Source organism: Neisseria sp. P0008.S010, assembly GCF_051962715.1.
Lineage (GTDB): Bacteria > Pseudomonadota > Gammaproteobacteria > Burkholderiales > Neisseriaceae > Neisseria > Neisseria elongata.
The window spans coordinates 1-22,414 of sequence record NZ_JBQCVA010000028.1 but is presented as its reverse complement, the minus strand read 5'-3'; the positions used below and the strand labels follow the sequence as shown (position 1 = coordinate 22,414).

The window sequence follows — 22,414 nt, the reverse complement described above, 5'->3', positions numbered from 1 at the left end:
GGGCGCGATTGTAGCAAAACAGACAGGCGTAAATCCGCCTTGAAACCGGCGCGGTGAAATTAAGCAGGATTGCTGCACGGAACAAACCGCATTCAACCTACCGTTTTAGGAAAACGGCATCACATGAAATAAAATGCCGTTAATTTAAAAAATTAAAAATAATATTTTAAACAAAAAGCAAAAAGGCCGTCTGAAAACGCTGCCTGCCGTTTCAATACAGCAGAGCGGTCAAAGCCGAAATCAGCACAGGTGCGGCCAGCGTCAAAATAAAGCCGCTGACAATCGCGTATTTCACATATTCCGGCTCACAGTTTTCCTTTACAAATGGCAGTGCGGAATCCATCGCCGCCGCGCCGGAAAGGCCGATGGCGGCGGCAGGCTGGGTTTTGCCGAAAAAATAGAGGAATACGATGCTGAACATTTCGCGAAAAAAATCGGTCATCAAAGCCGTCGCACCCATTTCGGCAGACACCAGTTCGCCCACCATCGGCCCCGACAGGGAAAACCAGCCGAAGCCTGCCGACAGCATCAGGCTTTGGCCGAACGAATACGGCGTCAGAAGGGAAAAAGCCAAACCTGCCGCCGCCGTGGCCGCCGCTGCAAACAGGGGCAGCAGGAATACGCGCCGCTTCAAGCCGCCCAGGCGGACATGCACCAAATCCGTCCCCACCAAAAAAATCAGCAGATACAGAACCTGCGTGCTGCCGATTACGCCTTCCAAAGTACCGTGCGGCAACAGGCGGTAGGCCGCCACGCCCGCTGCAAACGCCGCCACGGCTTTGAGACAGCCGAAAAAAGGCGGCCAAAAACTGCCCGACGGTGCCGCCCTGCCGCCCTTACGGTACAGCAGCGCGGCGGTAAAGGCGGTAATCAGCGAGGAAAGCAGCAAGGCGCGTTTCACGACATCCGCACCCAAAGCCTTATCGGTAAAAATGCCGCCGAATTCCGCCCCCATCAAAAACAGCAACAGCAGCACCACGGCCGACAATGGTTTGAGCATCTGCCGCAAAACAGACGGCGGCAGGATTTTCCCCACTGCAAAACCGAGCAGCAGCAAACCCGACACCGATAAAACAGGCAAGAGGGAAGTCATGATTTGTTCTCACTTATTTGTAGGAAATCGTCGCATTGTTTACACTTTATTCTACGACGTACAACTTTTATTTTTGCTTGAATGCTTTTTAAGCAAAAGCCGAAAGTGTAAACAACGCTGTTGATTTCCACAACACACATAGGATGAGGCCGTCTGAAAGCTTTATTCACTGTGCCCAAACCTGCGCGTAAACCGCTTTCAGACGGCCTGTTACCGCCTGTTCGCCGAATTCTTCCAAACAGGCGGCGCGCAGGGCTTCGGCCGGATAGCGCGCGCGGTTTTCCGCCATTTCCAGCAGGGCTTCGGCCAAGGCTTCGGGCTGTTCTTTCGGCACGAGTAGGCCGTTGTTTCCGTTCACGATGCCCTCCGGCCCGCCGCAGCGGGTGGCGATGACGGGCAGGCCTTGCGACAAGGCTTCTATGAATACCACGCCGAAGGTTTCGTTGCGGCTGGCGAGTACGAAAGCGTCGCTGCCGCGCATCAGCCGCAAAACCGCGCCGTTATCCAACGCGCCGAGGAAATCCACCGCCGCATCGATTTTCAGACGGCCTGCCTGACGTTTCAAAGCCGCCTCTTCCACGCCGCCTCCGCCGATTTTCAACCGCAAATCCGGCCGTTTTTCCAGTGCGCGGGCGAAGGCGTCCAGCAAAACGTCGAAGCCTTTGTTGCGGTTCAAATGTGCCACCGAGCAGAAGGTAAAGCCGTTTGAGGCCGTCTGAAAACCCCTTTCGGGCAAAGGTTCGCAAAACGCCGCGCCCAGTATATTGGGCAGATACCGCCATTCCGAGCCGCAGTATTCGGAAGCCAGCAGGCGGCAGAAATCGGGGCTGACGGCAAACCGTGCCGCCGCGCCGTCCGCCGCCGCCCTCATGGCCGCGCGTTGCCACGGCCTGATTAAGCCGCGCGCGTAAGTGCTGCTGTGTTCGGTGATGACGTAGGGGATGCCGTGCCGCCGCGAGATGCGGTGCGCGAGGATGCCGCCGTGATTGACCGCATGGGCGTGCAGGATGTCCGGCCGCCCCTGTTCGGCCAGATAGCGTTCGAACAGGCGCATTCCGGCGACCACCCAGCGTTCGCGGTCGAGATACGGGATGCGCGGGAAGAAATAAACGCTGTGGCGCGTATAGGTGGGAATCGGGCCGTCTGAAAAACATTCCGTTCCATAACGGCCCGAGAATATTTCGCGCAAGCGGCGCGGCGAACGGAACAGCGGCGCAACCACGCCGACGCGCAAACCGGCGCGTTGCAGGGCGTGCGCCTGCTGACGGAAGAAGATGCCGTCCAAAGATGACGGCGTTTCGGGATACCACGAAGGCAGCAAAAGGACGTGCATTATCGGTTATTCCTTGTTTTCAGACGGCCTGCCAAACGGCGGTAACGCCAAGCCAATGCCGCCAAACCAACCAGCCACACGGCGGCGAAATAAGGATACAGGCCGTCGCCGCAAGCCGTGTAGGCGAGGCAGGCCGCCAGACAGGCCGCCGTCGTGCCGTAGAGCGTGCCGCGCGGCAGCGGCTGCCACAAGCGGGCGGACAATTCGGTTTTCAAGGCGAAAAACAGCCAAAACGACACCGCCGTCGCCATCGCCGCCCCGCGCGCGCCCCACAGCGGAATCCACAGGTTCAGCAGCAACAGGTTGCACAACAACGCGGCCAGCGAAATCAACGGCACCGGCCAATTCCGCTTGCTGACATGAATGCCGATGCCGCTAACTTCGGTGAGCGTATAAAGCAACGGAAACAGCAGCGACGACAGCAGCACGAACTGTACCGGCGCATACTGCGGCGGCAACAGCAGCGTAACCGCAGGCGACAACAGGCCGGCCAGGCACACAACCGCTGCCGCCGCGTCCGTCATCTGCCGCGCCACCGCCGCCACCTTCGCCGTATCCCCGCCCTGCGCCACCCACTTGAACACCATGGGCGACCAAACGGTGGAAAACACGCTTTGAAACACCATCGCCGCCGCGCCGAAACTGACCGCCATCGAATACACGGCCAACTCTTCCAAGCCCGCCAAATCGCGCAACAGCCAGCGGTCTATCGAAGTAAACGCCCAATAAATCAAACCGCCCAAAGCCAGCGGCAGGCCGTACTTGAGGCCGTCTGAAAGCTGCCGCGCGTCAAACGGCACACGAAACGCGGCGGCGCATTCACGCCGCGTCTGCCACAGCAGCAACCCCGCCGCCGCCCACTGGGAGGCCGCATACACCGCCGCCAACACCCAAATATCCGCCCGTGTGCCGAAGCAGGAAACGGCCGCCACCGCCGCCAACACCAACAGCTTGGGCAGCAGTTGGCTGAAAGAAAAAGCCAGCGCGCGCTCCTGCATCCGCAAAATCAGCGACAAATAGCGCACCGGCAGCAAACCGGCGGCAAACAGCAGGCACAGCAGGCTCAAAGTCCCGTCGGCCAAACCGAAAATCTTTTCAGACGGCATCTCGGGCGCGGACAGCCAAACCGCCGTTGCGGCCGCCGCACCCAAAAGCAACGGCGGCCAGGCCAGGTTTTTAAACAAAGCCGCCTGCCTCCCGCCGCAATGGTGGAACTCGCGCACATAAGCCTGATCCAGCCCCAAGCCCAGCACGATTAAAGCCAGCGAGGCCGCCGTTTGCAGCAGCACGATGCGCCCGATGTCGCCGCCGGCAAAATGCCACGACATCAACGGCAGCGTCAGCAGCCCGGCGGCGGCACTGCCGACCGGCCCCAAGGCATAGGCCAGGAGTTTGTTTCGATTCATAAAGGAAATGGCGGGAAGAAACCGGAAAGCCGCACATTATAGCGGCTCGCCACAAAAACGATACGGCGGTACTGCCGCCCCGTTATCCGAAAGGCCGTCTGAAAACCTGTTTTACGGTTTTCAGACGGCCTTTGCTGTATTTCAAACCGTCAAAGATTATTTCTTCTGCGAACCGCCGAAGCCGATCTGTTTCGAATTGCCGCCGTTACTGAAATACGCGCTGCCGGCCAATTCGTCGGCTTGAGGGCCGTACAGAGTCAGGCCGTAGCTGCCGCCGGTCAGGCCGCTTGACACCGCCCTGCCGCCGTCCACGCCCACCGTGCCGTCAGGACGGGCATGCAGCCTGTGGTTTTCCAACATAACCTTGTTCACGCCCTTCAGGCCGGTAATGCTGCCCTCGCCGGTTTTCCTACCGAAATCGATGGTGTAGTCCAATTTGCCGTTGCGGTCGTCGCCGCCGGCAAACGCCAAGCCTTCATAACGGATTTTGCCGCTCGGCAGCTTGTCTTCCGTCGTATGTGTGCCTTGGATGGTATTGACTTCGAATTTGGTATCGACGGGACGGATGCTGCCGTCGGGATATTTTCCGCCCGCCGGATGCCTGCCGGCCACCACGGAATAATTTTGCTTGTAAATGAGCAGCTCGCCGTTTTCCTTGGTTTGGTCGGCATGATTGAGTTCGTACTCCAAGCCCGTTATTTTTCCCGTTTTTTTATAACTGATGTCGATTGTTTCACCCTTGCGGTAAGTCTTGACCCGGTCGGCGCCGCTTTTTTCGCTGTCGGTAATGGTGATGGTGTCGTTTTCAGACGGCAGCAGGCTGTTTGTCTCGCTGCTGTCCACGGTCAGCCGGTTGAACTGCCCTTTGACTTTCGGATTCAGCGGATCGGTTATCGCACCCGCCAAACCGTCGGCAGTCCGACCGCAGCCGGCCAGCATTAAAGAAACGGCAATCACGCTAAAAAAATACTTGTTTTTCATAATACTATCCTTATTCAAACACCATAATGCAACGTTATTATTGTAACATCATCCCGTCCTGCTTACGGGCTTCGGTATTAAATAAGACAATTTGTCCAAACAACAATCTGATAATAAATAAAAAATAAGTTTGTAAAAATCAAGACACCGCACTCCCGCCTGCAACCGCCTTTCAGACGGCCTGCATTTTATTTACAATACCGTTTGAATGTTTACATTACGAAACACGATATGACTTCAAAATCACAAACCGACCGCCGCGACTGGCGGGCGCAGGAAATGCTGCTGCTGCAACAAGTCATCCAAAACCTAGGCAAAGACGGCGGCGCGCACCACACCGCCCTGAAAATCATGCTGCAACTGATGAGCGAATTTTTCGGTTTGAACCAAGGGCGCATCGTCCTGCAGCACATCGACGACGAAAACGCATCCATACGCTACGCCTACGGCATGTCGCCCGAACAAGTCGCGCGCGGCGTATACGCGCCCGACGAAGGCATCACCGGTACCGTATTGAAACATGCCCACATGATTGTGGCCGACGACGTGCGCAACGACCCCCTGTTCCTCGGCCGTACCGTCCTGCGCGAAGACATGCCGCCCGAACAAACCATGTTCATCGCCCTGCCGATAGCCGCCCACAACCGCACCTTCGGTGTACTCGCCTGCCTGCGCGCCCGCTACAGCCCCCGCCCGCTGCACGACGACATCTCCCTGTTGAAAATCCTGTCCACCCTGGTCGGCCAACTGCTCTACATCCACGAAAACAACGAAGCGCACACGCAAAAACTGCAAAGCCAAAACCAAAAACTCAAACAAACCCTGCAATCGCACAGCCGCCGCTACGGCATCGTCGGCTCGTCTGCCCCTCTTTTGAACGCCGTGAGCGAACTCGAACGCGTGGCGCACAGCAACGCCAACGTTTTGCTGCTGGGCGAAAACGGCACGGGCAAGGAAATGTTCGCCCGCACCCTGCACACCGCCGGACGGCGCGTCGGCCAACCCTTCATCAAAGTGGCCTGCAACGGCGCGGACAACGACACCCTCGGCCGCGAAATCTTCGGCCAAGGCGAAGAAGGCGGGCTGCTCGAACAGGCCGACGGCGGCACGATATTCTTCGACGAAATCGCCGCGCTGGACGCAGACCTTCAAAGCCGCCTGCTGCACGTTCTGCAAAACAACGCCGTACAACGGCTGGACGGCGGCAAAGCCCGCAACATCAACGTCCGCATCATCACCGCCACCACGCGCGACCTTGCCGCCGAAGTGGAAAGCGGCCGCTTCGACCCCGACCTCTACTACCGCCTCTACGTCGTCCCCATCCACCTGCCCACTCTGCGCGAACGCCGCAGCGACATCCCCGAACTCGTCGCCTACTTCATGCACCGCATCAACCGCGAAACGGGTAAAAACGTCAATCTGACCACCGAAGCGGTGGAACAACTGCAATACTACTCCTGGCCGGGCAACGTCTTCGAACTCGAACGCTTCCTGCATGAGCTGGCCAAACAAAGCGAAGGCAACATAGCCGACGAACATCAGGTTTGGCAGCTGCTCAACCTGCAATCGGCCAAGCCCGTTCCCGCCGTCGCCCCCAAGCCCGCCCAACGCGCAAAAAACGCCGGCTTCGCCGTTCAGGGCAACCAAGCGCGGCCGTACCTCCAAGCCGATTCCCATTCGCTGGAAAAAATCGAAGAAACGCTGGCCTACTGCCGGGGCAACAAAACCCAAGCTGCCCAAATGCTCGGCCTCTCCACGCGCCAGCTTTATTACCGGCTGGAAAAGCTGAAAAAGGAAAAAGAAGGGCAATAAACCCTGCCGGTTCCGACAAAAGGCAAATACGGCATGGAGGCCGTCTGAACATTTTCAGACGGCCTCCATGCCGTATTTTTTGCCGCTTTATTCCGATTTGGCCCATATGAGCCGGATGCGGTACATTGGAATCAGAAATGGCGGCCGTTATCGGCCATTAGGCTTTAAGGCCGTCTGAAAGCTGCATCTGCCGTTTTCAGACGGCCCCAACCCATCGGTGGCGGCAAGTATTAGAAACTGTAATTCACCCGCGCCGTATAAGTACGCGGCGCGCCGGGCATGGCGTCGGAACGCCAGTATTTTTGATTGAACAGATTGCCGACGGCGAAAGTGAGGTTCAGATTTTTGCGGTTCCAGCCGAGCATGGCGTCGGTGCGGGCGAAGCCGGGAAGCGTGGTGGTTGCTTTTTGGCTGGAGTTGTAGCCGTAGCGTTTGCCCGTACCAGTTACGCCGATTTCGCCATAAAGGTTTTCAGTCGGCGTGTAACGGAAAAACAGGTTGCCGGTAACGTTGCTGGTGTTATTCAAATGGATGCCCATTCGGTCGGGATTTTCTTTGTCTTCAACGACTTTCGCCTGCATCACGCCCAACGAACCGCGCAGATAGAGTTTTTGGGGGATGATTTGCCCGATGGCGGACAATTCCACGCCACGCGAACGGTGTTTGCCGCCGACTGCCCAAGTGTAGGGATCATTTTGCGCGTCGGGGCGGTAGCGGATATTGAAGCGTTCGATTTGGTAGGCGGACAATGTGGTGCTGAGGCGGTCGTCCAGCCAACTGCTTTTGACGCCGGTTTCGTATTGGCGGGTGTACTCGGGGTCGGCGTTGAACACGGCGGCAGACGAAGTGTCGATACTCAAATAGCCGCCGCGTCCGCCATAAGGCGCGAAGCCTTTGTTATACGAGGCGTAGAGCGTGTGAGCGGGCGTTACGTTCCACACTGCGCCGATGTTGGGGCTGAACGAGTGGCCGCTGTACTGGCGGCTGCTGCCGGTGAGTTTGTTTTCGGAATTAAAGGTGTATTTGTCGTAACGGCCGCCGAGGACGAATTTCAAGTCGGGCGTGGCGGAGAAGATGTTTTGCACAAAAATGCCGTAGGAGTCGGCTTTGTGGCGGTTTTGGGTGAGGACGGGTTGCAGCCTGCCCGAAGCCGGCCAGCTTGCGCGGTCGTAGGGGTTGATGGAGGCGGAAAAGGCGCGGCTGAAACCCAATGTCGGGTTGCGGTGTTCGCGGCTGTAATCCATGCCTACGGTCAGGTGGTTTTCAAAACGGCCGATGGTGTAGTCACCGTTGAGTGTGAAATTGGACGACAGGGTTTTGTTGTCGGTCTGCTGCCAGGCGTAGTTGCGTTTGATTCGGCCGCCGTTTTCGCTGCCTGCATAGAAATGGTCGAAATCCTGCGCCGCCGTGCGGTGGGCGAGCTGCCATTGGGCGCGCCATTTGTCATTGAAGGAATATTCAAGGTCGGAACGCCAAACTTGCAGCTTGTCTTTGACAAAATCGTTCGGGTGGGCAAAACCCATGCGGTAAGGCAGTCCGAAGCGGTCGTACACGGACTTGGTCGGACTGCGGTCGGGCGTGCGCTCCACATTGTCGTAGGTGTATTGCCCCGTCCATTTCAAGCCGTTGTCGAGTTTGACGGTAATGCTGGGCGAAACCATGACGTTTTTGCTATCTATGCCGCTGCGGAACGAATTGGCGCGCCCGACTTCGCCGGTGAGGCGGATGGCGACGTTTTTGTTCAGCACTTCGTTGATGTCCATATTCAGGCTGCGGTTTGCCCACGAGCCGTAAACCGCACCGATGTTGCGGCTTTGTTTGAAGTTGGCGTATTTGCTGACCATATTGATGACGCCGCCGCCGTTGGTGCGGCCGTAAAGCACGGAAGACGGGCCTTTCAGGATTTCCACGCGCTCGATGTTGGCAGTGCTGCGGCGCACCTGGCCGCTTTCGCGTATGCCGTCGCGGTAAATATCGGATGCGTCGGCTTGGAAACCGCGCAGGAAAATGCTTTCGCCGCGCATATCGTAGGCAGCGTCGATGCCGGCGTTGCCTTCGAGGATGGAACTCAAATCGTTCGTGCCGTAGTTTTTGTTTTTCTGGATGTTGAGCGTATCGACGGTTTGCGGCGTTTCTTTGATGAGCTGGCCGTTGCGGGTAACGGCGGCTTCGTCGTAGTTGATGTAGCCTTTGAGTACGCTGGTGTCGGACTGTCCGACCACGGTAACGGTGGGCAGGGTGGCGGTGTAATGTTCGCCGTCGGCAGTATCGGCAGCCTCGGTATCGGCACAAGCGGGAAAGGCGGCCGCCAAAAGGGCGGGAATCAGGGCGGGGTGGATGTATTTTTTCATAAAAGGCTCATTGATATTTGACGGGCGGATTGTAATCAAAATACATCCAATCTTAAAATATAACTATTCCTAGTTGCTTTTATGCGTGGCGGATGGTTGTTTGAACACAACAAAATAGCAATAGGCCGTCTGAAACTGCAAATCATGCTTTCAGACGGCCTCAAGGTTTTACCGCTTACCGGACGGACAGGTTCAAATATAGAAATCCTGATTCATTTCCTCATAAAAATTCTGATTCATTTCCTCCGCCGGTTTGGCATGCGATTTGTTGCCAACGACGCGGGCGGGCACGCCGACGACGGTGCTGTAGGCGGGCACTTCCGCCACCACCACGCTGCCCGCGCCGATTTTCGCGCATTCGTTCACGCGGATGTTGCCCAACACGGAAGCGTTCGCGCCTATCATCACGCCGTCGCCGATTTTCGGGTGGCGGTCGCCGCCCTCTTTGCCCGAACCGCCGAGGGTTACGCCGTGAAGGATGGAAATGTCGTTGCCCAAAACGGCGGTTTCGCCGATGACGACGCCGGTACCGTGGTCAATCATAATCCCCTGCCCGAAACGGGCGGCCGGATGGATATCGACGCCGAACACTTCGGAAGCGCGGTTTTGCAGGAAATAGGCCAGCGTTTTGCGCCCTTCCTTCCACAGGCAGTGGTTGATGCGGTGCGCCTGAATGGCGTGGTAGCCTTTGAAATACAAAAGCGGCAGGCAGTATTGGTCGCAGGCCGGGTCGCGTTCGTAATAGGCGGTGATGTCGGCGCGGACGGCCTCGCCGATGGACGGTTCTTTTTCCAGCGCGTGCAGGTAGAGTTCGTACAGCGTGCGCATATCCATGGTCGGATTGGCCAGCTTGCTCGACAGGTGGAAGGCCAGCACCCGCTCCAAACTGTCGTGCCGCAGCACGGTCATGTGGAGGAAGCTGGCCAGCATAGGTTCTTCCGCCGCCGACTGCTCGGCTTCGTTGCGTATGGTCTGCCACAGGTTGAAATCGGTGTTTTCCATTTTCAGACGGCCTCCGTGCGTAAAAGCGGCGATTGTAGCCGAAAGTATGCACCCATGTGCAAAAGGCCGTCTGAAAACGGGAAATCCTGTTTCAGACGGCCTTTACGTTTATGGCGGATAAAAATAAAAACACCCGCCTCATCGGGGCGGCACAAACCGCATCAACGGTTCCCAGCAGGGCAGCAGGCCGTCTGCAACCGCCATGCGGCTGTCGGCACGGATGCCGGCGACGGCGAGGCAGCGGTTTTCGGCATCGGCGACAATCGGCCACAGCGGGCGGGCAAACGGCGGCACGCCCGCTTCCTGCAATATCTGTTTCGGCTTTTTCCGGCCGCCGAACGTGTGCAACAAGTCGCCGCTTTCGGCGGTGCGGATGCGGACGGTTTGTTCCAGCGCGGCATCGGGCAAGCCGTAGGCAGCGCGGCGCAACTGCCAGCCACCGCCGAGTTCTTTCAGACGGCCTGTCTGCGGCGCGGCACGGCATTGCGCCTGCCAGTCGGGCGGCAGGAAATACAGACGGCCTGCGGCGGCGTGGACGGTTTGCTGCGGAAACTTCCATTCCGCGCCGCCCTGCCCGAGGTTCATCAAAATCCGCTCGAAGTCGTGCAGGGCGGCTTTGCCCGCCGAAACGCCGTGTCCGGCCAGCAGGCGGCGCAAAACCTGTCTCCGGCGGGCGGGCGGCAGGGTGCGCCAACGGGCGGCATCGAACAGCCCGCCGCTTTGCACGGCCGCTTCGTCCGCCGCCGCCGTTTCTTCCAACACGGCCAATTCGTCCTGCAACAGCCCGATGCCGGACAGGATGTGTTGATCCAACTGCGGCAGTCGGGCGCGCCATTGCGGCAGGCCGTCGTTGCGCAGCCAGTTGCGCAGATAGTCGCCGCTGCCGTTGCTGGGGTCGCACACAAAAGCCAGCTTGTGCCGTTCGGCATAGGCTTCCAGCTCGGCGCGTCCGTAAGGCAGCAGCGGCCGCCACAGCAGGGTGCGGCGGTTCAGCGGGCGTACGGTGGGCATGGCGGACAGGGCGCGCAGGCCGCCGCCGCGCAGGGCGGCAAGCATAAAGGTTTCCACTTGGTCGTCGGCATGATGGGCGGCGGCGAGTACGTCGGCTTCGGTTTCGCCGAACACGCGGTAACGCGCCTGCCGTGCCGCCGCTTCGATGCCGAAGCCGTCTGAAACGACATCGACCTTTTGCCAGCGCAACGGCACGGCGAGGCGGCCGCAATAATCGCGGCAAAATTCGAGCCAATCGTCGGCTTCGTCCTGCAAGCCGTGGTGGACGTGGACGGCGGTGAGTTTGATATTCAGACGGCCTGCCAGCCGCGAGAGCAGGTGCAGCAGGACGACGGAGTCGAGGCCGCCGCTGAGCGCGGCTTCGATGTGGCGCGCATGGCGCAGGCCGTCGGGCAGGGCTTGAGCGGGAAAGTCGTTTAAATCGTGCATGGAATCAAGGGCGGCGTATTGCCGGATTGTTTTTTATAGCGGATTAAATATAGAAAATACCGGCCATTCTCATGTCCGCGCGGGCATGACGGCATGGGCGTCCTTATTTCAATTTACGCTAAAAATCGTTGCAGCGGCCGGCTATCGTTCGGGAAGGGGCGGAACGGTTTTCAGACGGCCTCAAAATGGGCGGCGGGCGTATTCCACCCTTTTCAGCCATTCCTTTACCAAACAAACCGCCCATTGCCGCTTGTCAGGCCGTCTGAATGTTTCAGACGGCCTTTGTTGCAAACAGCGGCGTTACGGTTGCCCGCCGTCGCGGATTACCAGGCTGTCCACCCGGCTGCGCCGCTCTGCGCCGCAGTTCTCGTTGTGTACCAGGATACATTGATAACCAACGCAATAGGTGTGGTAATCCTCGACCTCGATGTTGTAGACCGTGGTGCGGTAGCGGCGGTAATGCCGTTGTCCGTCCTCATCCACATACAGCAGGTTCTCGTCGTTCGGCACGTCCAGCCAATCCCGTGTCGGACGGTTCCGCGATTCTTCATTTAGCACCATATCATAGGTGTTGCCCCGATCCGACTGCTCCCAGCCGTAGGCCAGATTGATCGGCTGTATCCATGCCTGGTCGGTATCGCGGTAGGCATACAGCGGGCGGTAATCCTCCACCACGTAATAATCGTTTTTAAGGCCCAGAACTACATCGCCACGCTCAAGTTGGTCGGCGCGCTTCCACACCGGCTGTTCGTACAGCCGCATTTCATAGGGGGTGTGCTTAAATGCCCACAGGGCTTCGTATCTCGCCCTGCCTTCATCCCCGGCAAACACGTATTCGCCGTCGTCGTAATCGCAGCCCTTCCAATAGGCACCGAGCTTACCGAATTGGGGATGCTCAAGAATCAGGTTGGTAACCACGCCGTACACGCAGAACGGGTGGTTGGGAGTAACGGCCAGGATTCCCGCCCCCCCCCGTTCCTTTCGGGGAATTGGGAGAAATTCAACATTACCACTTCCTTGTCTTCATAACGGAAGGTGTTCACCACCCGCTTGGGTACAGCCTCACCGATGCCGTTTTCAGGCCGCGACATCACCAAATCGCCTACCTTCAGTTCGTCTATCGGCGTCCAGCCTTCTTCCGTTTCTACCAAGGTGCCCTTCATAAAGCAGCCCATGCTGGAGGATAGGGCGTTTTCTGCGGCGCACTGGTCATTCGATTCGTTCATGTTGTCTCCCGAAGTTGTGAGTTTTGGATTTTCGGTTTGGGAAAATGGCCGGAAGGCGGCCTGTCGGATGCGGTATTTTTCAGACGGCCTGCTTGCGGTGTGAGGCCGTCTGAAAAGGGAAGGAAGGCATTGTTGCAGGGCCGGGATGTCGCCTTCCTGCCTTATTTGCCGTTTTCAGACGGCCTGTTGAGCCACTGCCATTGTTCGCGGATGGCGCGGGTCAGTGCCTGCTGTTTTTCCTCCGCCGTTTCCAGTCCTTCGGTCAGGCCTTTGTAGTCGAGGGTGACGGACGGGTTATCCGCCTTGCCCCTGATGTTGAGGGGTATCGGCGTGCCTTTGCCGTCGGCGGGGCTGAGCAGCAGGCGTTCGTTCAGGGTCATGTTGTTGAAGTCGGTGCTGCCGTTGAGGACGATGTGCAGACGGTCGGAATCGAGTTCGGCGTCTTCGTGGCTGCTGATGCCGTTGCGGATGGTGCTGCTCATGCTGAAGCGTTGGAACGGGGTGGCGGAACGTTCATCCGTATTAACCGGTTTGTTGCCCAGCAGGCTTTGCAGGGCTTGGTCGAGGTTGATGCCAAGCCAGTTGCCTTTGGTCAGGTTGAGCTGGAGGCGGCCGGAGAGGGTTTTGATCAGGCCGGCACGGTCGGCACCCTGTGCGGTGAGGTCGATTTCCGCGTCGCCCTCGCCGCTGATGTTGCCGTAGCGGAACAGGTCCTGCATCAGCGGGCGGATGTTGATGTTTTTGGCGTATTGCTGGAGGTGGTAGGTGGGGGGGGAGGTGTTGGCCATGCTGATGCCGCCTTCCATGCTGCCGTTGTAAAGTTCGGCACGGAAGTCGGGCAGGACGATGCGCTCGCGGTCGGCCAGCAGGCGGGTGGTGAGGTTGTTGATTTCGAGGTTGGGTGATTGCAGGGTTTTGATGCGGACGGTGGCTTCGATTTCGGGTGCGCCGTCTTTTTGCAGCCAGGCCGGATAGGCGGGCACGGAGGTGTCGGCCAGTCCTTCCAGATAGGGCGACAGGGCGAGTTTGTCCAATTGCAGGTTGGCCGTGAGTTTGGCCGGGCGGTTGTTTGGGCGGTCGGCCACGGTGTAGGTGGCATCCAGTTCGGCCGCCTGGCGGTCGAGCTGGCCGGTAAGCCGTCCCTGCCAACCGCCGCCGTTTTGATAGCGGAATGTTCCGGCCAATTCGCCTATCAGGCGCGGGCGCGGGTTGCCGGTGATGTTGTCCAGACGGGTGGTGAGTTTGACGGCGGGCATTTCCCAGCCGCCCTGCCGCTGCCAGTTCAGCGGGGTGTCGAGTGTGAAGGCGGTTTGGGTCAGCGCGGTTTTGCGGCTGCCGTTGATGCTGAGTTTTTCAACGGCGGCCACGGTGGGATGCAGGGTGAGGCGTTTGGCGGCAATGGTGCCGTCCCACTGCGCGCCGCCGTATTGCGCCGTCAGCACGGCATTGGCGGCGGCGGAAATTTGGGTTTCTCCGGCTTTGATTTGCGGCGATTCGGCGTTCAGGTGCAGGTTGCGCGCGGGGATGTCGATTTTCAGGCGCGCGTTGTTCAATTGTATGCCGCCCGTGCGCCAACTGCCGTTGCCGCCGATGAGGAAGTTCGTCTCGTCGCCCTTATAGTTGCTGCTTCCGCTCAATACCAAATCGGGCATCTGCCAGCCGTCTGCCAGGCGCGCGGCCGTGCCTTCGAACTTCCATTCCGCCTCTTCCGCCCACAGCGGCGTTTTCAGACGGCCTTCCGCTTTGACGGTCGTTTGGCTTTCGTCGGCACCGTTGATTTTCAGGTTGATGTTTTCAAGTGTATGGCGGCTGTCACCCGTGTCCAGCAGCAGGCGGCCGTCTTCGACAATCAGGCGGTCCACCGGCAGCGAACCTTCTTTTTGCAGCAAATCACGGATGTTCCAGCCGCCGTCCGGCGAGCGGTTCAGCATCAGCTCGGGGCGGACGAACACCCATTTTTCGACCGACGGCGTACCGAACAGGCTCGTCCACGACAGGCCGACCCGCATTTCCTCGATGCTGATTTCCGCCGACGCGCCGCCCGGGCGGGTAATTTCCACCTGCTTCAGGGTAACGGTCGGACGGGGGATGACGGATGTTTTGATTTCGGGGCGGTAACGGATTTTGCGGCCCGTTCCGGCCACGGCCTCCTCTGCCGCACGGCGCACGTTTTCCGGCGAAAACAACCACGACAGCAAGGCATATTGCGCGCCGAAGGCCAGCGCGGACAACACTGTGCCGCCGACCAGGCATTTCAGCCAAAACTTACCCGATTGCAAACGTCTCATATCCGAATTAACCGCCGTTGAAAAACAGCTGCGCAGTATAGCAGATTGCTATTGCGGAAGAACGGTTGAAAGGCCGTCTGAAAGGCGTTCTAACCTGATTTTACAGGCATACCCACAACTGAAGTACCGTCGGGGAACGGCTTTCCGCTTCATGTTAAAATGCGCATAGAATTTTTAATCCGTTATCCGAACCGTATTTCACATGAGCAAAACACAATACAGCGAATCCAGCATTACCGTCCTCAAAGGCTTAGAGCCGGTCAAAGAACGTCCCGGCATGTACACCCGCACCGACAGCCCGACCCACATCTGCCAAGAAGTCATCGACAACGCGGCGGACGAGGCGTTGGGCGGTTTCGCCACTGAAATCGACGTGCACATCCACGACGACGGTTCGCTTTCCGTGCACGACAACGGACGCGGCATTCCCGTCGGGCTGCACCCTGTCGAAGGCGTGCCCGTGGTCGAACTCGTGTTTACCCGTCTGCACGCGGGCGGTAAGTTTAATAAAAAAGACGGCGGCAGCGCGTATGCCTTTTCAGGCGGCCTGCACGGCGTGGGCGTGTCCGTGACCAACGCCCTCTCCACCCGTCTTGAAGTAACCGTCAAACGCGAAGGCAAAATCCACCGCATCGTGTTTGCCGGCGGCGATGTGGTCGAGCCGTTGGCGGAAGTAGGCAAATGCGCCGTCAAAGACAGCGGCACCGAAGTGCGCGTCTGGCCGGACGGCAAATATTTTGAAAGCCCGAATTACAGCATTCCCGAACTCGAACGCCTGCTGCGCGCCAAAGCCGTGCTCCTGCCGGGCGTGCGCGTTTCCCTGACCCGTCCGGTCAAAGGCGAAGACGAAGCGCACACCCAAACCTGGCATTACCCCGACGGTCTGAAAAGCTATCTGACCGACCTGATTGCCGACGCGCAGGAAGCCGTGCCGCTGTTCTCCTGCGAAAACTACATTTCAGACGACCACAACAGCGATTTCAGCATCGGCGAAGGCGCCGCGTTTGCCCTGACCTGGTTGGAAGAAGGTTCGTGCGCCAACGAAAGCTACGTCAACCTCATCCCCACCCCGCTGGGCGGCACGCACGAAGCAGGCTTGAAACAAGCCGTGTTCAACGCCGTCAACAACTTCATCAATCTGCACAACCTCCTACCGCGCGGCGTGAAAGTGCAAAGCGACGACGTGTTCAGCAAAACCGCCTTCGTCCTCTCCGCCCGTGTCCTCGACCCGCAATTTCAAGGTCAGACCAAAGACAAACTGACCAACCGCGACGCGCTGAAACTTGTCGCCGCCGTATCGGGCGACCCTTTGGAATTGTGGCTGAACCAAAACGTGGACTTCGGCAAAAAAATCGCTGAACTCGCCATTCGACAAGCGCAGGCGCGGATGCGTTCGGTTAAAAAAATCGAAAAGAAAAAAGGCAGCGGCGTCGCCGTCCTGCCCGGCAAACTGACCGACTGCGAAAGCGAAGACATCCGTGAAAACGAACTCTTCCTCGTCGAAGGCGATTCCGCCGGCGGCTCCGCCAAACTCGCCCGCGACAAAGCCACCCAAGCCATCCTGCCCCTGCGCGGCAAAGTACTCAACAGCTTCGAAGTCCACCCCGACCAGCTCTTCGGCAACGCCGAAATCCACGACATTTCCGTCGCCATCGGCGTCGATCCGCACGGCATCAACGACAATCCCGACTTAAGCGGCCTGCGCTACGGCAAAATCGCTATTCTGTCTGATGCCGACGTGGACGGCTCGCATATTCAAGTTTTGCTGCTGACCCTGTTCTACCGCCACTTCCCGAAACTGGTTGCCGACGGACACATCTACGTCGCCCAGCCGCCGCTGTTCCGCGTCGATGTCAACGCACAAGGCAAAAGCAAACCCGCCCGCAAATTCTACGCCCTCGACCAAAACGAACTCGACAGCATTTTGGAGCGGCTGCAAAAAGAAGGCGTCAAAGAAACCGCCTATTCCATCAGCCGTTTCAAAGGTTTGGGCGAGATGAACCCCGACCAGCTCAAAGACACCACCATGCACCCCGACACCCGCCGCCTGTTGCAGGTGCAAATCCCCGAAGGCGCGGATGACGAAACACGCGACATCTTCGTCAAACTGATGGGCAAAGGCGAAGCCGCCGCCCGCCGCGCATGGATGGAACGCGAAGGCGATACTGCGGAATTGGATATTTAAACGGTTTTCATGTCAGAGGCCGTCTGAAAACCGCCAATCGTTTGGAGAAAAAAAATGTTCGAGTTTTATCAGGAAGACATTCAAGAACCCGGAGAATACCTACATCCCTTCCCGCAGGCGGAAGACATTTTCGTGGCGGAACAGCCATGGCTGAAAGAGCATTTCCTGCCGCTGGTTTCCATCGATTTGGCGGTTTTAAACCCCGATTGGGCAGGGCAGACTCTGCACATGATCAGTCCCATAGAGCCTTATGAAGGCTATATCGGCGACGGCACGGAGCAACACCATAACGAATACACCGCCCCCAACTGGCTGGCCTTCCGCCTGACCGACGACAACCGTTATGAATTTTTGGGCAACGAAGGCTTTTTTGAGCGCAGTCCTATAAACGGTTACAGCGGGGAAGGGGAACTGGAAGAACATGCCGCAGAATTGCGCGCCAGATACAAAAAAAGCCGGAAATATTTTGAAAAACACGGCTTCTTAGTGAATCCATATTATCCCGAATACGAGGGCAAACCTAACCGAGAAAACCTCTTGGATGGCTTGGGTGGCGGCTTTTGCTACGGCAACTGGACGGAAGGCTCGGACATCCCGAGTGCCTTCGCATTAAACCTACAGCCTGCCGGTACGAAACTGGCCGACTTGGACGAGCTGCCCGACGACGGCATAGAAATCTCCTACAAGGGTAACCGCTTCCACTTCATCGCCAGCGTTTCCGCCCACAACTACTGCGACGGCGCGGACGCCATCATCCTGATGTACGAACCCGTCAGCCGCACCGTACTGTTTACATTCGATTATTCCTGACAGGCAAACAGGCGGAAAATCCGCCGCCGCCTTTTTCAGACGGCCTGTCCGACCATCCGCTACACAGAGGAAGTCCTATGAACGAACACGTCCTTTTATTGCACGGCATCCACATGCACGCCTGGACTATGCTTCCGTTTGCCCGCCTGCTGAAACAGCAAGGCCTGTCCGTGCAAACCTTCGGCTATTACAGCATCTGGCAGAAACCCGAACAGCACTGCGCCGCCCTGACTGCGGCGGCGGAAGATTTTTTCAGACGGCATCAAAAGCCCCTGCATTTCGTCGGCCACAGCCTCGGCGGATTGGTATTGCGCCGTTTTGCCGCCGCACGCCCCGATTTGGTGCGCGGCCGCATCGTTACCCTCGGCACGCCGCATCAGGGCAGCACGACGGCCGAAACCATCCGCAACTGGGGCGCGGGCACACCCCTGCTCGGCGGAGCCTACCGCAACATGCTCGACGGCAACCTGCCTGACCTGCCGCCCGGCATCGAACTCGGCAGCCTGGCGGGCAACTCCCCGCTGGGCATCGGCCGCATTTTCAAACTGCAAGGCGAAAATGACGGCACGGTATTGGTGGAAGAAACCCGTTTTCCCGGCATGGCCGACCATATCCTGCTGCCCGTTTCCCACACCGGGATGCTGACCGACAAACGCGTGGCCGGACAAACCGCCGCCTTCCTGCGACACGGCAAATTCGACCGCTGATTCCGCAGCCCGAACCCCGTCTTGAGGGAAAATCGTTTTCCGCACAGACACATAGCGGCACGACCAAACAAAGGCCGTCTGAAAACACAGTTTTTCTGACAGCGAATCAAAAAATGATTCGCCATGTCGAACTGCATTTTCAGACGGCCTCTCCCATTTGCTTCCCGTTCAAGCGGGCGGCGGCACGCTCCGCACCACCGCATTCGCGCCCGCTGCTTCGGCCAGTCGGTACAACACGTCCTGCGGCATATCGCCGTGCCAAAGGCGGGTAATATTGGCCAACACGGGCAGATGGCTCAAACGGCGCACGCGCACCACGGCTTCCGTATCGAGGCGGTACGGATGGTCGGACTCGAAACTCAGCGTGCCGCTTTCGCCGAGGATAATTTGATGGTTGCCGCGCAGCGCGATGCGTTCCGCCGCCACCAGCCATTCGTTATACGAATGATGCTTGTCTTTACACAACACCACCGGCGTATTCAGACGGCCTACTTCGTCCTGCAACACCCTGTTCGTCATCAACTCGCCGCCGAGGTAAAGGATGTCCGCCTCGGCTTCCAACACCTGCCGAATCTGGCGCACGTCGCGGATGCGCACCAAAACCGGCCGGCCGGCGGCATGGCTGTCGGACAACGTCTGCCGCAACAGGCGGATTTGTTCTTTTTCAGACGGCATCCCGCATTCGGCATAAGGATTGTCGGGCAGGTAAAACGGATCGAGGTACAGCGCGTCGGCACGGCACTCGTCGGGCAACACGGCGATGTCCAACATCCTGCCACCGCCGAAAGCTACGCCGCGCACGGTAATCACGCTGTCTTCGGGATTGGTTTCGCGGCTGATGATGCGCCAGTCGGCCAACACGCGGATGGCGCGCTCCACCTGCGGCAGCGATTCCAACTCCTGCGGCAGGAACACGCGCTCGTCGCCCACCGCGCCGATAATCGTGCGCTCCGCCCCCGGCGATATGTGCTCGCGCAAACCCTTACTGCGGATAAATTCCACCACCGCCGCCACCGACGAAGCGGCGGCCTGTTTCTGCATGATAATAATCATCTGCCGTTTCCTATTGTCTGCCGTATCGAAAGGGAAGTGCGGGCGATGGTAGCACAAATCCGGCAAACCGCCCGATTGGACAGAGGCCGTCTGAAAATAAGGTTTGCCGCACAACCGAAGGGGTAGGTTTGCTTTCAGACGGCCTATACGCAAAAATCCCCCAGCACTTGCTGAGGGATTTGGAATTTGGTTGCGGGGGCAGGATTCGAACCTACGACCTTCGGGTTATGAGCCCGACGAGCTACCATGCTGCTCCACCCCGCGTCAGAAAGGCGAACTATACAGGCGCGGCGAAAACATGTCAAGCCTTTCTTTGTATTTCGTTCGCGGTTTATAATGCCCACCTTACGAAACAGGGGTGCTGCCTGATGTTCAGGCGGCTGAGAAATACCCTTTACACCCGATCGGGATAATACCTGCGTGGGGAGTTTTCACGGATTCTGTCTTTCAGACGGCCTTTTTTGATATTGGGGTCGTCTGAAAAAGCAAAACGCTCCTGTTTCTTCTTTTCAAACGAGAAAACAGGAGCATTTTTTATGACTACGCCAAAGAAAACCGCCAAAACCTCCGGCAACGAAGCACGCGAGCTTGCCGACTTGAGCGAAGACATCGGCATCCGCTTCAAATATCCGAACTCGGAGCGCGTGTATCTGCAAGGCAGCCGCGACGACATCCGCGTGCCTTTGCGTGAAATCCGTCAGGACGACACCTACACGGCGCAAGGCACGGAAGCCAATCCGCCGATTCCCGTCTATGACACCAGCGGCGTGTACGGCGATCCGGCGGCACACATCGACCTGAAACAAGGTTTGCCGCACGTCCGCACCGCATGGCTGGACGAACGCGGCGATACCGAAATCCTGCCCAAGCTTTCCAGCGAATACGGCATCGAACGCGCGCATGACCCGCAAACCGCCCATCTGCGTTTCAACCAAATCACCCGCCCGCGCCGTGCGAAAAGCGGCAGCAACGTAACCCAGCTTCACTATGCGCGCCACGGCATCATCACGCCCGAAATGGAGTTTGCCGCCATACGCGAACGCATGAAGCTGGACGAACTTTTCAGACGGCCAGAATACGCCAAGCTCTTGAAACAGCACGCAGGGCAAAGTTTCGGCGCGAATATCCCGACCCACCCCGACCAAATCACCCCCGAATTCGTGCGCCAAGAAATCGCTGCCGGACGCGCGATTATCCCCGCCAACATCAACCACCCCGAACTCGAACCGATGATTATCGGCCGCAACTTCCGTGTCAAAATCAACGGCAACTTGGGCAACTCCGCCGTAACCTCCAGCCTGACCGAAGAAGTCGAAAAAATGGTGTGGTCGCTGCGTTGGGGCGCAGACACGATTATGGATTTGTCCACCGGCGCGCACATCCACGAGACGCGCGAATGGATTATCCGCAACGCGCCCGTTCCCATCGGCACCGTGCCTATCTATCAGGCTTTGGAAAAAACCGGCGGCATTGCCGAAGATTTGACTTGGGATTTGTTCCGCGACACCTTAATCGAGCAGGCGGAACAAGGCGTGGACTATTTCACCATACACGCGGGCGTGTTGCTGCGTTATGTGCCGATGACCGCCAACCGCCTCACCGGCATCGTATCGCGCGGCGGCTCCATCATGGCGAAATGGTGCCTCGCCCATCATCAGGAAAACTTCCTCTACACGCATTTCGACGAAATCTGCGAAATCATGAAAGCCTACGACGTATCGTTCAGCCTCGGCGACGGCCTGCGCCCAGGCTGTATTGCCGATGCCAACGACGAAGCGCAGTTCGCCGAATTGCACACCTTGGGCGAATTGACCGGCAAAGCATGGAAACACGACGTACAAGTCATGATCGAAGGCCCCGGCCATGTGCCGCTGCAACGCGTCAAAGAAAACATGACCGAAGAGCTGCAACACTGCTTTGAAGCGCCTTTCTACACACTCGGCCCGCTCGTTACCGACATCGCCCCCGGCTACGACCATATTACCTCGGGCATAGGCGCAACCAATATCGGCTGGTACGGCACGGCCATGCTCTGCTACGTTACCCCGAAAGAGCATCTCGGTCTGCCCGACAAAGAAGACGTGCGCACCGGCATTATTACCTACAAACTCGCCGCCCACGCCGCCGACCTCGCCAAAGGCTGGCCGGGCGTGCAGTTGCGCGACAATGCCCTGAGCAAGGCGCGTTTCGAATTCCGCTGGCGCGACCAATTCCGCCTCAGCCTCGACCCCGAACGCGCCGAGAGCTTCCACGACGAAACCCTGCCCGCCGAAGGCGCGAAAATCGCCCACTTCTGCTCGATGTGCGGCCCCAAATTCTGCTCGATGAAAATCACGCAGGAAGTGCGCGACTACGCCGACAAGCAAAAAGCCCAGCGGCAGGGTATGGAAGAAAAAGCGGTCGAGTTTGTGAAGAAAGGTTCGAAAATTTACAGCTGACCGCCAAGCAGATAAAAAAGCCGTCTGAAAATTGAACTGCACCCCAAAAATTGGACACATCCCCTCCAACCACCAAGGTGTAGTTTTTTATGACCCAATATGCACTACATTTCAAATACCAAGCCGTACCCCACTACGGCATCTCACAGATCCACCTGCGGCGCTGGATAACCGTCTATCAGGAAGGCGGCATCGGCGCACTCGAACAGCCCGAGACCTTTGCAAAATCCCCCCAAAATCCCCTAAATTCCCACCAAGACATTTAGGGGATTTCTCATGAGCACCTTCT

General features: G+C 58.2%; 15 protein-coding genes, 1 tRNA gene, 1 pseudogene and 1 riboswitch. Of the genes and pseudogenes, 6 read left to right on the top strand and 11 right to left on the bottom strand.

What is annotated here, in order from left to right; all coding sequences use genetic code 11:
* Positions 1-211: 211 nt before the first annotated feature.
* The 4 genes from ACTHSL_RS08175 to ACTHSL_RS08160 all read right to left on the bottom strand — a co-directional run bounded on the left by ACTHSL_RS08175 (position 212) and on the right by ACTHSL_RS08160 (position 4,813).
* A complete protein-coding gene (locus tag ACTHSL_RS08175; protein WP_440381029.1) occupies positions 212-1,093 on the bottom strand; it encodes a lysine exporter LysO family protein in 882 nt (293 codons plus the stop codon).
* A 166-nt stretch (positions 1,094-1,259) separates the two neighbouring features.
* On the bottom strand, positions 1,260-2,426 hold the full coding sequence (locus ACTHSL_RS08170) for a glycosyltransferase (RefSeq protein WP_440381028.1): 1,167 nt from the start codon (positions 2,424-2,426) through the stop codon (positions 1,260-1,262).
* Positions 2,426-3,832 carry a lipopolysaccharide biosynthesis protein gene (locus tag ACTHSL_RS08165; protein WP_440381027.1) on the bottom strand — a complete coding sequence of 469 codons (1,407 nt, stop codon included), beginning with the start codon at positions 3,830-3,832 and terminating at the stop codon, positions 2,426-2,428. The genes ACTHSL_RS08170 and ACTHSL_RS08165 overlap by 1 nt, the downstream gene beginning before the upstream one ends.
* 156 nt (positions 3,833-3,988) lie before the next feature.
* Complete coding sequence (locus ACTHSL_RS08160) at positions 3,989-4,813, bottom strand: factor H binding protein domain-containing protein (protein ID WP_440381026.1); 825 nt, start codon at positions 4,811-4,813, stop codon at positions 3,989-3,991.
* A 231-nt stretch (positions 4,814-5,044) separates the two neighbouring features.
* Between ACTHSL_RS08160 and ACTHSL_RS08155 the strand changes: the two genes are divergently transcribed.
* On the top strand, positions 5,045-6,625 hold the full coding sequence (locus ACTHSL_RS08155; RefSeq protein WP_440381025.1) for a sigma 54-interacting transcriptional regulator: 1,581 nt from the start codon (positions 5,045-5,047) through the stop codon (positions 6,623-6,625).
* A gap of 230 nt (positions 6,626-6,855) precedes the next feature.
* On the opposite strand, the gene ACTHSL_RS08150 is transcribed toward ACTHSL_RS08155, so the two are convergent.
* From ACTHSL_RS08150 to ACTHSL_RS08130, 5 genes and pseudogenes are all read right to left on the bottom strand, one after another.
* Entirely contained in the window at positions 6,856-8,976 is a 2,121-nt protein-coding gene (locus ACTHSL_RS08150) for a TonB-dependent receptor (protein WP_440381024.1), read from the bottom strand.
* A gap of 192 nt (positions 8,977-9,168) precedes the next feature.
* The gene (gene cysE, locus ACTHSL_RS08145) at positions 9,169-9,978 is read right to left on the bottom strand and encodes a serine O-acetyltransferase (RefSeq protein WP_214037698.1); all 810 of its coding nucleotides are present in this window, start codon (positions 9,976-9,978) and stop codon (positions 9,169-9,171) included.
* 138 nt (positions 9,979-10,116) lie between these two features.
* Positions 10,117-11,418: a tRNA lysidine(34) synthetase TilS gene (gene tilS / locus ACTHSL_RS08140; RefSeq protein WP_440381023.1), complete on the bottom strand. Its 1,302-nt coding sequence runs from the start codon at positions 11,416-11,418 to the stop codon at positions 10,117-10,119.
* Between the two features lie 300 nt (positions 11,419-11,718).
* Positions 11,719-12,644, bottom strand: a pseudogene (locus ACTHSL_RS08135) (Hint domain-containing protein).
* A 161-nt stretch (positions 12,645-12,805) separates the two neighbouring features.
* Positions 12,806-14,932, bottom strand: a complete 2,127-nt coding sequence (locus tag ACTHSL_RS08130; RefSeq protein WP_440381022.1) for an AsmA family protein — start codon at positions 14,930-14,932, stop codon at positions 12,806-12,808.
* 202 nt (positions 14,933-15,134) lie between these two features.
* On the opposite strand from ACTHSL_RS08130, the gene parE reads away from it, so the two are divergent.
* The 3 genes from parE (at position 15,135) to ACTHSL_RS08115 (ending at position 18,634) form a co-directional block, all read left to right on the top strand.
* A complete protein-coding gene (gene parE / locus ACTHSL_RS08125) occupies positions 15,135-17,117 on the top strand; it encodes a DNA topoisomerase IV subunit B (RefSeq protein ID WP_440381021.1) in 1,983 nt (660 codons plus the stop codon).
* Between the two features lie 54 nt (positions 17,118-17,171).
* The gene (locus ACTHSL_RS08120; protein ID WP_440381020.1) at positions 17,172-17,927 is read left to right on the top strand and encodes a hypothetical protein; all 756 of its coding nucleotides are present in this window, start codon (positions 17,172-17,174) and stop codon (positions 17,925-17,927) included.
* Between the two features lie 77 nt (positions 17,928-18,004).
* Positions 18,005-18,634: an alpha/beta fold hydrolase gene (locus tag ACTHSL_RS08115; protein WP_003769582.1), complete on the top strand. Its 630-nt coding sequence runs from the start codon at positions 18,005-18,007 to the stop codon at positions 18,632-18,634.
* A gap of 168 nt (positions 18,635-18,802) precedes the next feature.
* On the opposite strand, the gene ACTHSL_RS08110 is transcribed toward ACTHSL_RS08115, so the two are convergent.
* Together ACTHSL_RS08110 and ACTHSL_RS08105 are read right to left on the bottom strand one after the other, a co-directional pair.
* Entirely contained in the window at positions 18,803-19,687 is an 885-nt protein-coding gene (locus ACTHSL_RS08110; RefSeq protein WP_440381019.1) for a chorismate mutase, read from the bottom strand.
* Between the two features lie 187 nt (positions 19,688-19,874).
* A tRNA-Met gene (locus ACTHSL_RS08105) sits at positions 19,875-19,951 on the bottom strand.
* A gap of 80 nt (positions 19,952-20,031) precedes the next feature.
* Positions 20,032-20,131, top strand: a riboswitch (TPP riboswitch).
* A 92-nt stretch (positions 20,132-20,223) separates the two neighbouring features.
* Between ACTHSL_RS08105 and thiC the strand changes: the two genes are divergently transcribed.
* Together thiC and ACTHSL_RS08095 are read left to right on the top strand one after the other, a co-directional pair.
* Positions 20,224-22,125, top strand: a complete 1,902-nt coding sequence (thiC, locus tag ACTHSL_RS08100; RefSeq protein ID WP_440381018.1) for a phosphomethylpyrimidine synthase ThiC — start codon at positions 20,224-20,226, stop codon at positions 22,123-22,125.
* Between the two features lie 89 nt (positions 22,126-22,214).
* Positions 22,215-22,391 carry a helix-turn-helix domain-containing protein gene (locus tag ACTHSL_RS08095; protein WP_440381017.1) on the top strand — a complete coding sequence of 59 codons (177 nt, stop codon included), beginning with the start codon at positions 22,215-22,217 and terminating at the stop codon, positions 22,389-22,391.
* Positions 22,392-22,414: the final 23 nt, after the last annotated feature.

Coding starts and splice junctions, on each gene's coding strand:
- ACTHSL_RS08175 (WP_440381029.1), bottom strand. CDS start 1,093: ATGACTTCCCTCTTGCCTGTTTTATCGGTGTCGGGTTTGCTGCTGCTC.
- ACTHSL_RS08170 (WP_440381028.1), bottom strand. CDS start 2,426: ATGCACGTCCTTTTGCTGCCTTCGTGGTATCCCGAAACGCCGTCATCT.
- ACTHSL_RS08165 (WP_440381027.1), bottom strand. CDS start 3,832: ATGAATCGAAACAAACTCCTGGCCTATGCCTTGGGGCCGGTCGGCAGT.
- ACTHSL_RS08160 (WP_440381026.1), bottom strand. CDS start 4,813: ATGAAAAACAAGTATTTTTTTAGCGTGATTGCCGTTTCTTTAATGCTG.
- ACTHSL_RS08155 (WP_440381025.1), top strand. CDS start 5,045: ATGACTTCAAAATCACAAACCGACCGCCGCGACTGGCGGGCGCAGGAA.
- ACTHSL_RS08150 (WP_440381024.1), bottom strand. CDS start 8,976: ATGAAAAAATACATCCACCCCGCCCTGATTCCCGCCCTTTTGGCGGCC.
- cysE (WP_214037698.1), bottom strand. CDS start 9,978: ATGGAAAACACCGATTTCAACCTGTGGCAGACCATACGCAACGAAGCC.
- tilS (WP_440381023.1), bottom strand. CDS start 11,418: ATGCACGATTTAAACGACTTTCCCGCTCAAGCCCTGCCCGACGGCCTG.
- ACTHSL_RS08130 (WP_440381022.1), bottom strand. CDS start 14,932: ATGAGACGTTTGCAATCGGGTAAGTTTTGGCTGAAATGCCTGGTCGGC.
- parE (WP_440381021.1), top strand. CDS start 15,135: ATGAGCAAAACACAATACAGCGAATCCAGCATTACCGTCCTCAAAGGC.
- ACTHSL_RS08120 (WP_440381020.1), top strand. CDS start 17,172: ATGTTCGAGTTTTATCAGGAAGACATTCAAGAACCCGGAGAATACCTA.
- ACTHSL_RS08115 (WP_003769582.1), top strand. CDS start 18,005: ATGAACGAACACGTCCTTTTATTGCACGGCATCCACATGCACGCCTGG.
- ACTHSL_RS08110 (WP_440381019.1), bottom strand. CDS start 19,687: ATGATTATTATCATGCAGAAACAGGCCGCCGCTTCGTCGGTGGCGGCG.
- thiC (WP_440381018.1), top strand. CDS start 20,224: ATGACTACGCCAAAGAAAACCGCCAAAACCTCCGGCAACGAAGCACGC.
- ACTHSL_RS08095 (WP_440381017.1), top strand. CDS start 22,215: ATGACCCAATATGCACTACATTTCAAATACCAAGCCGTACCCCACTAC.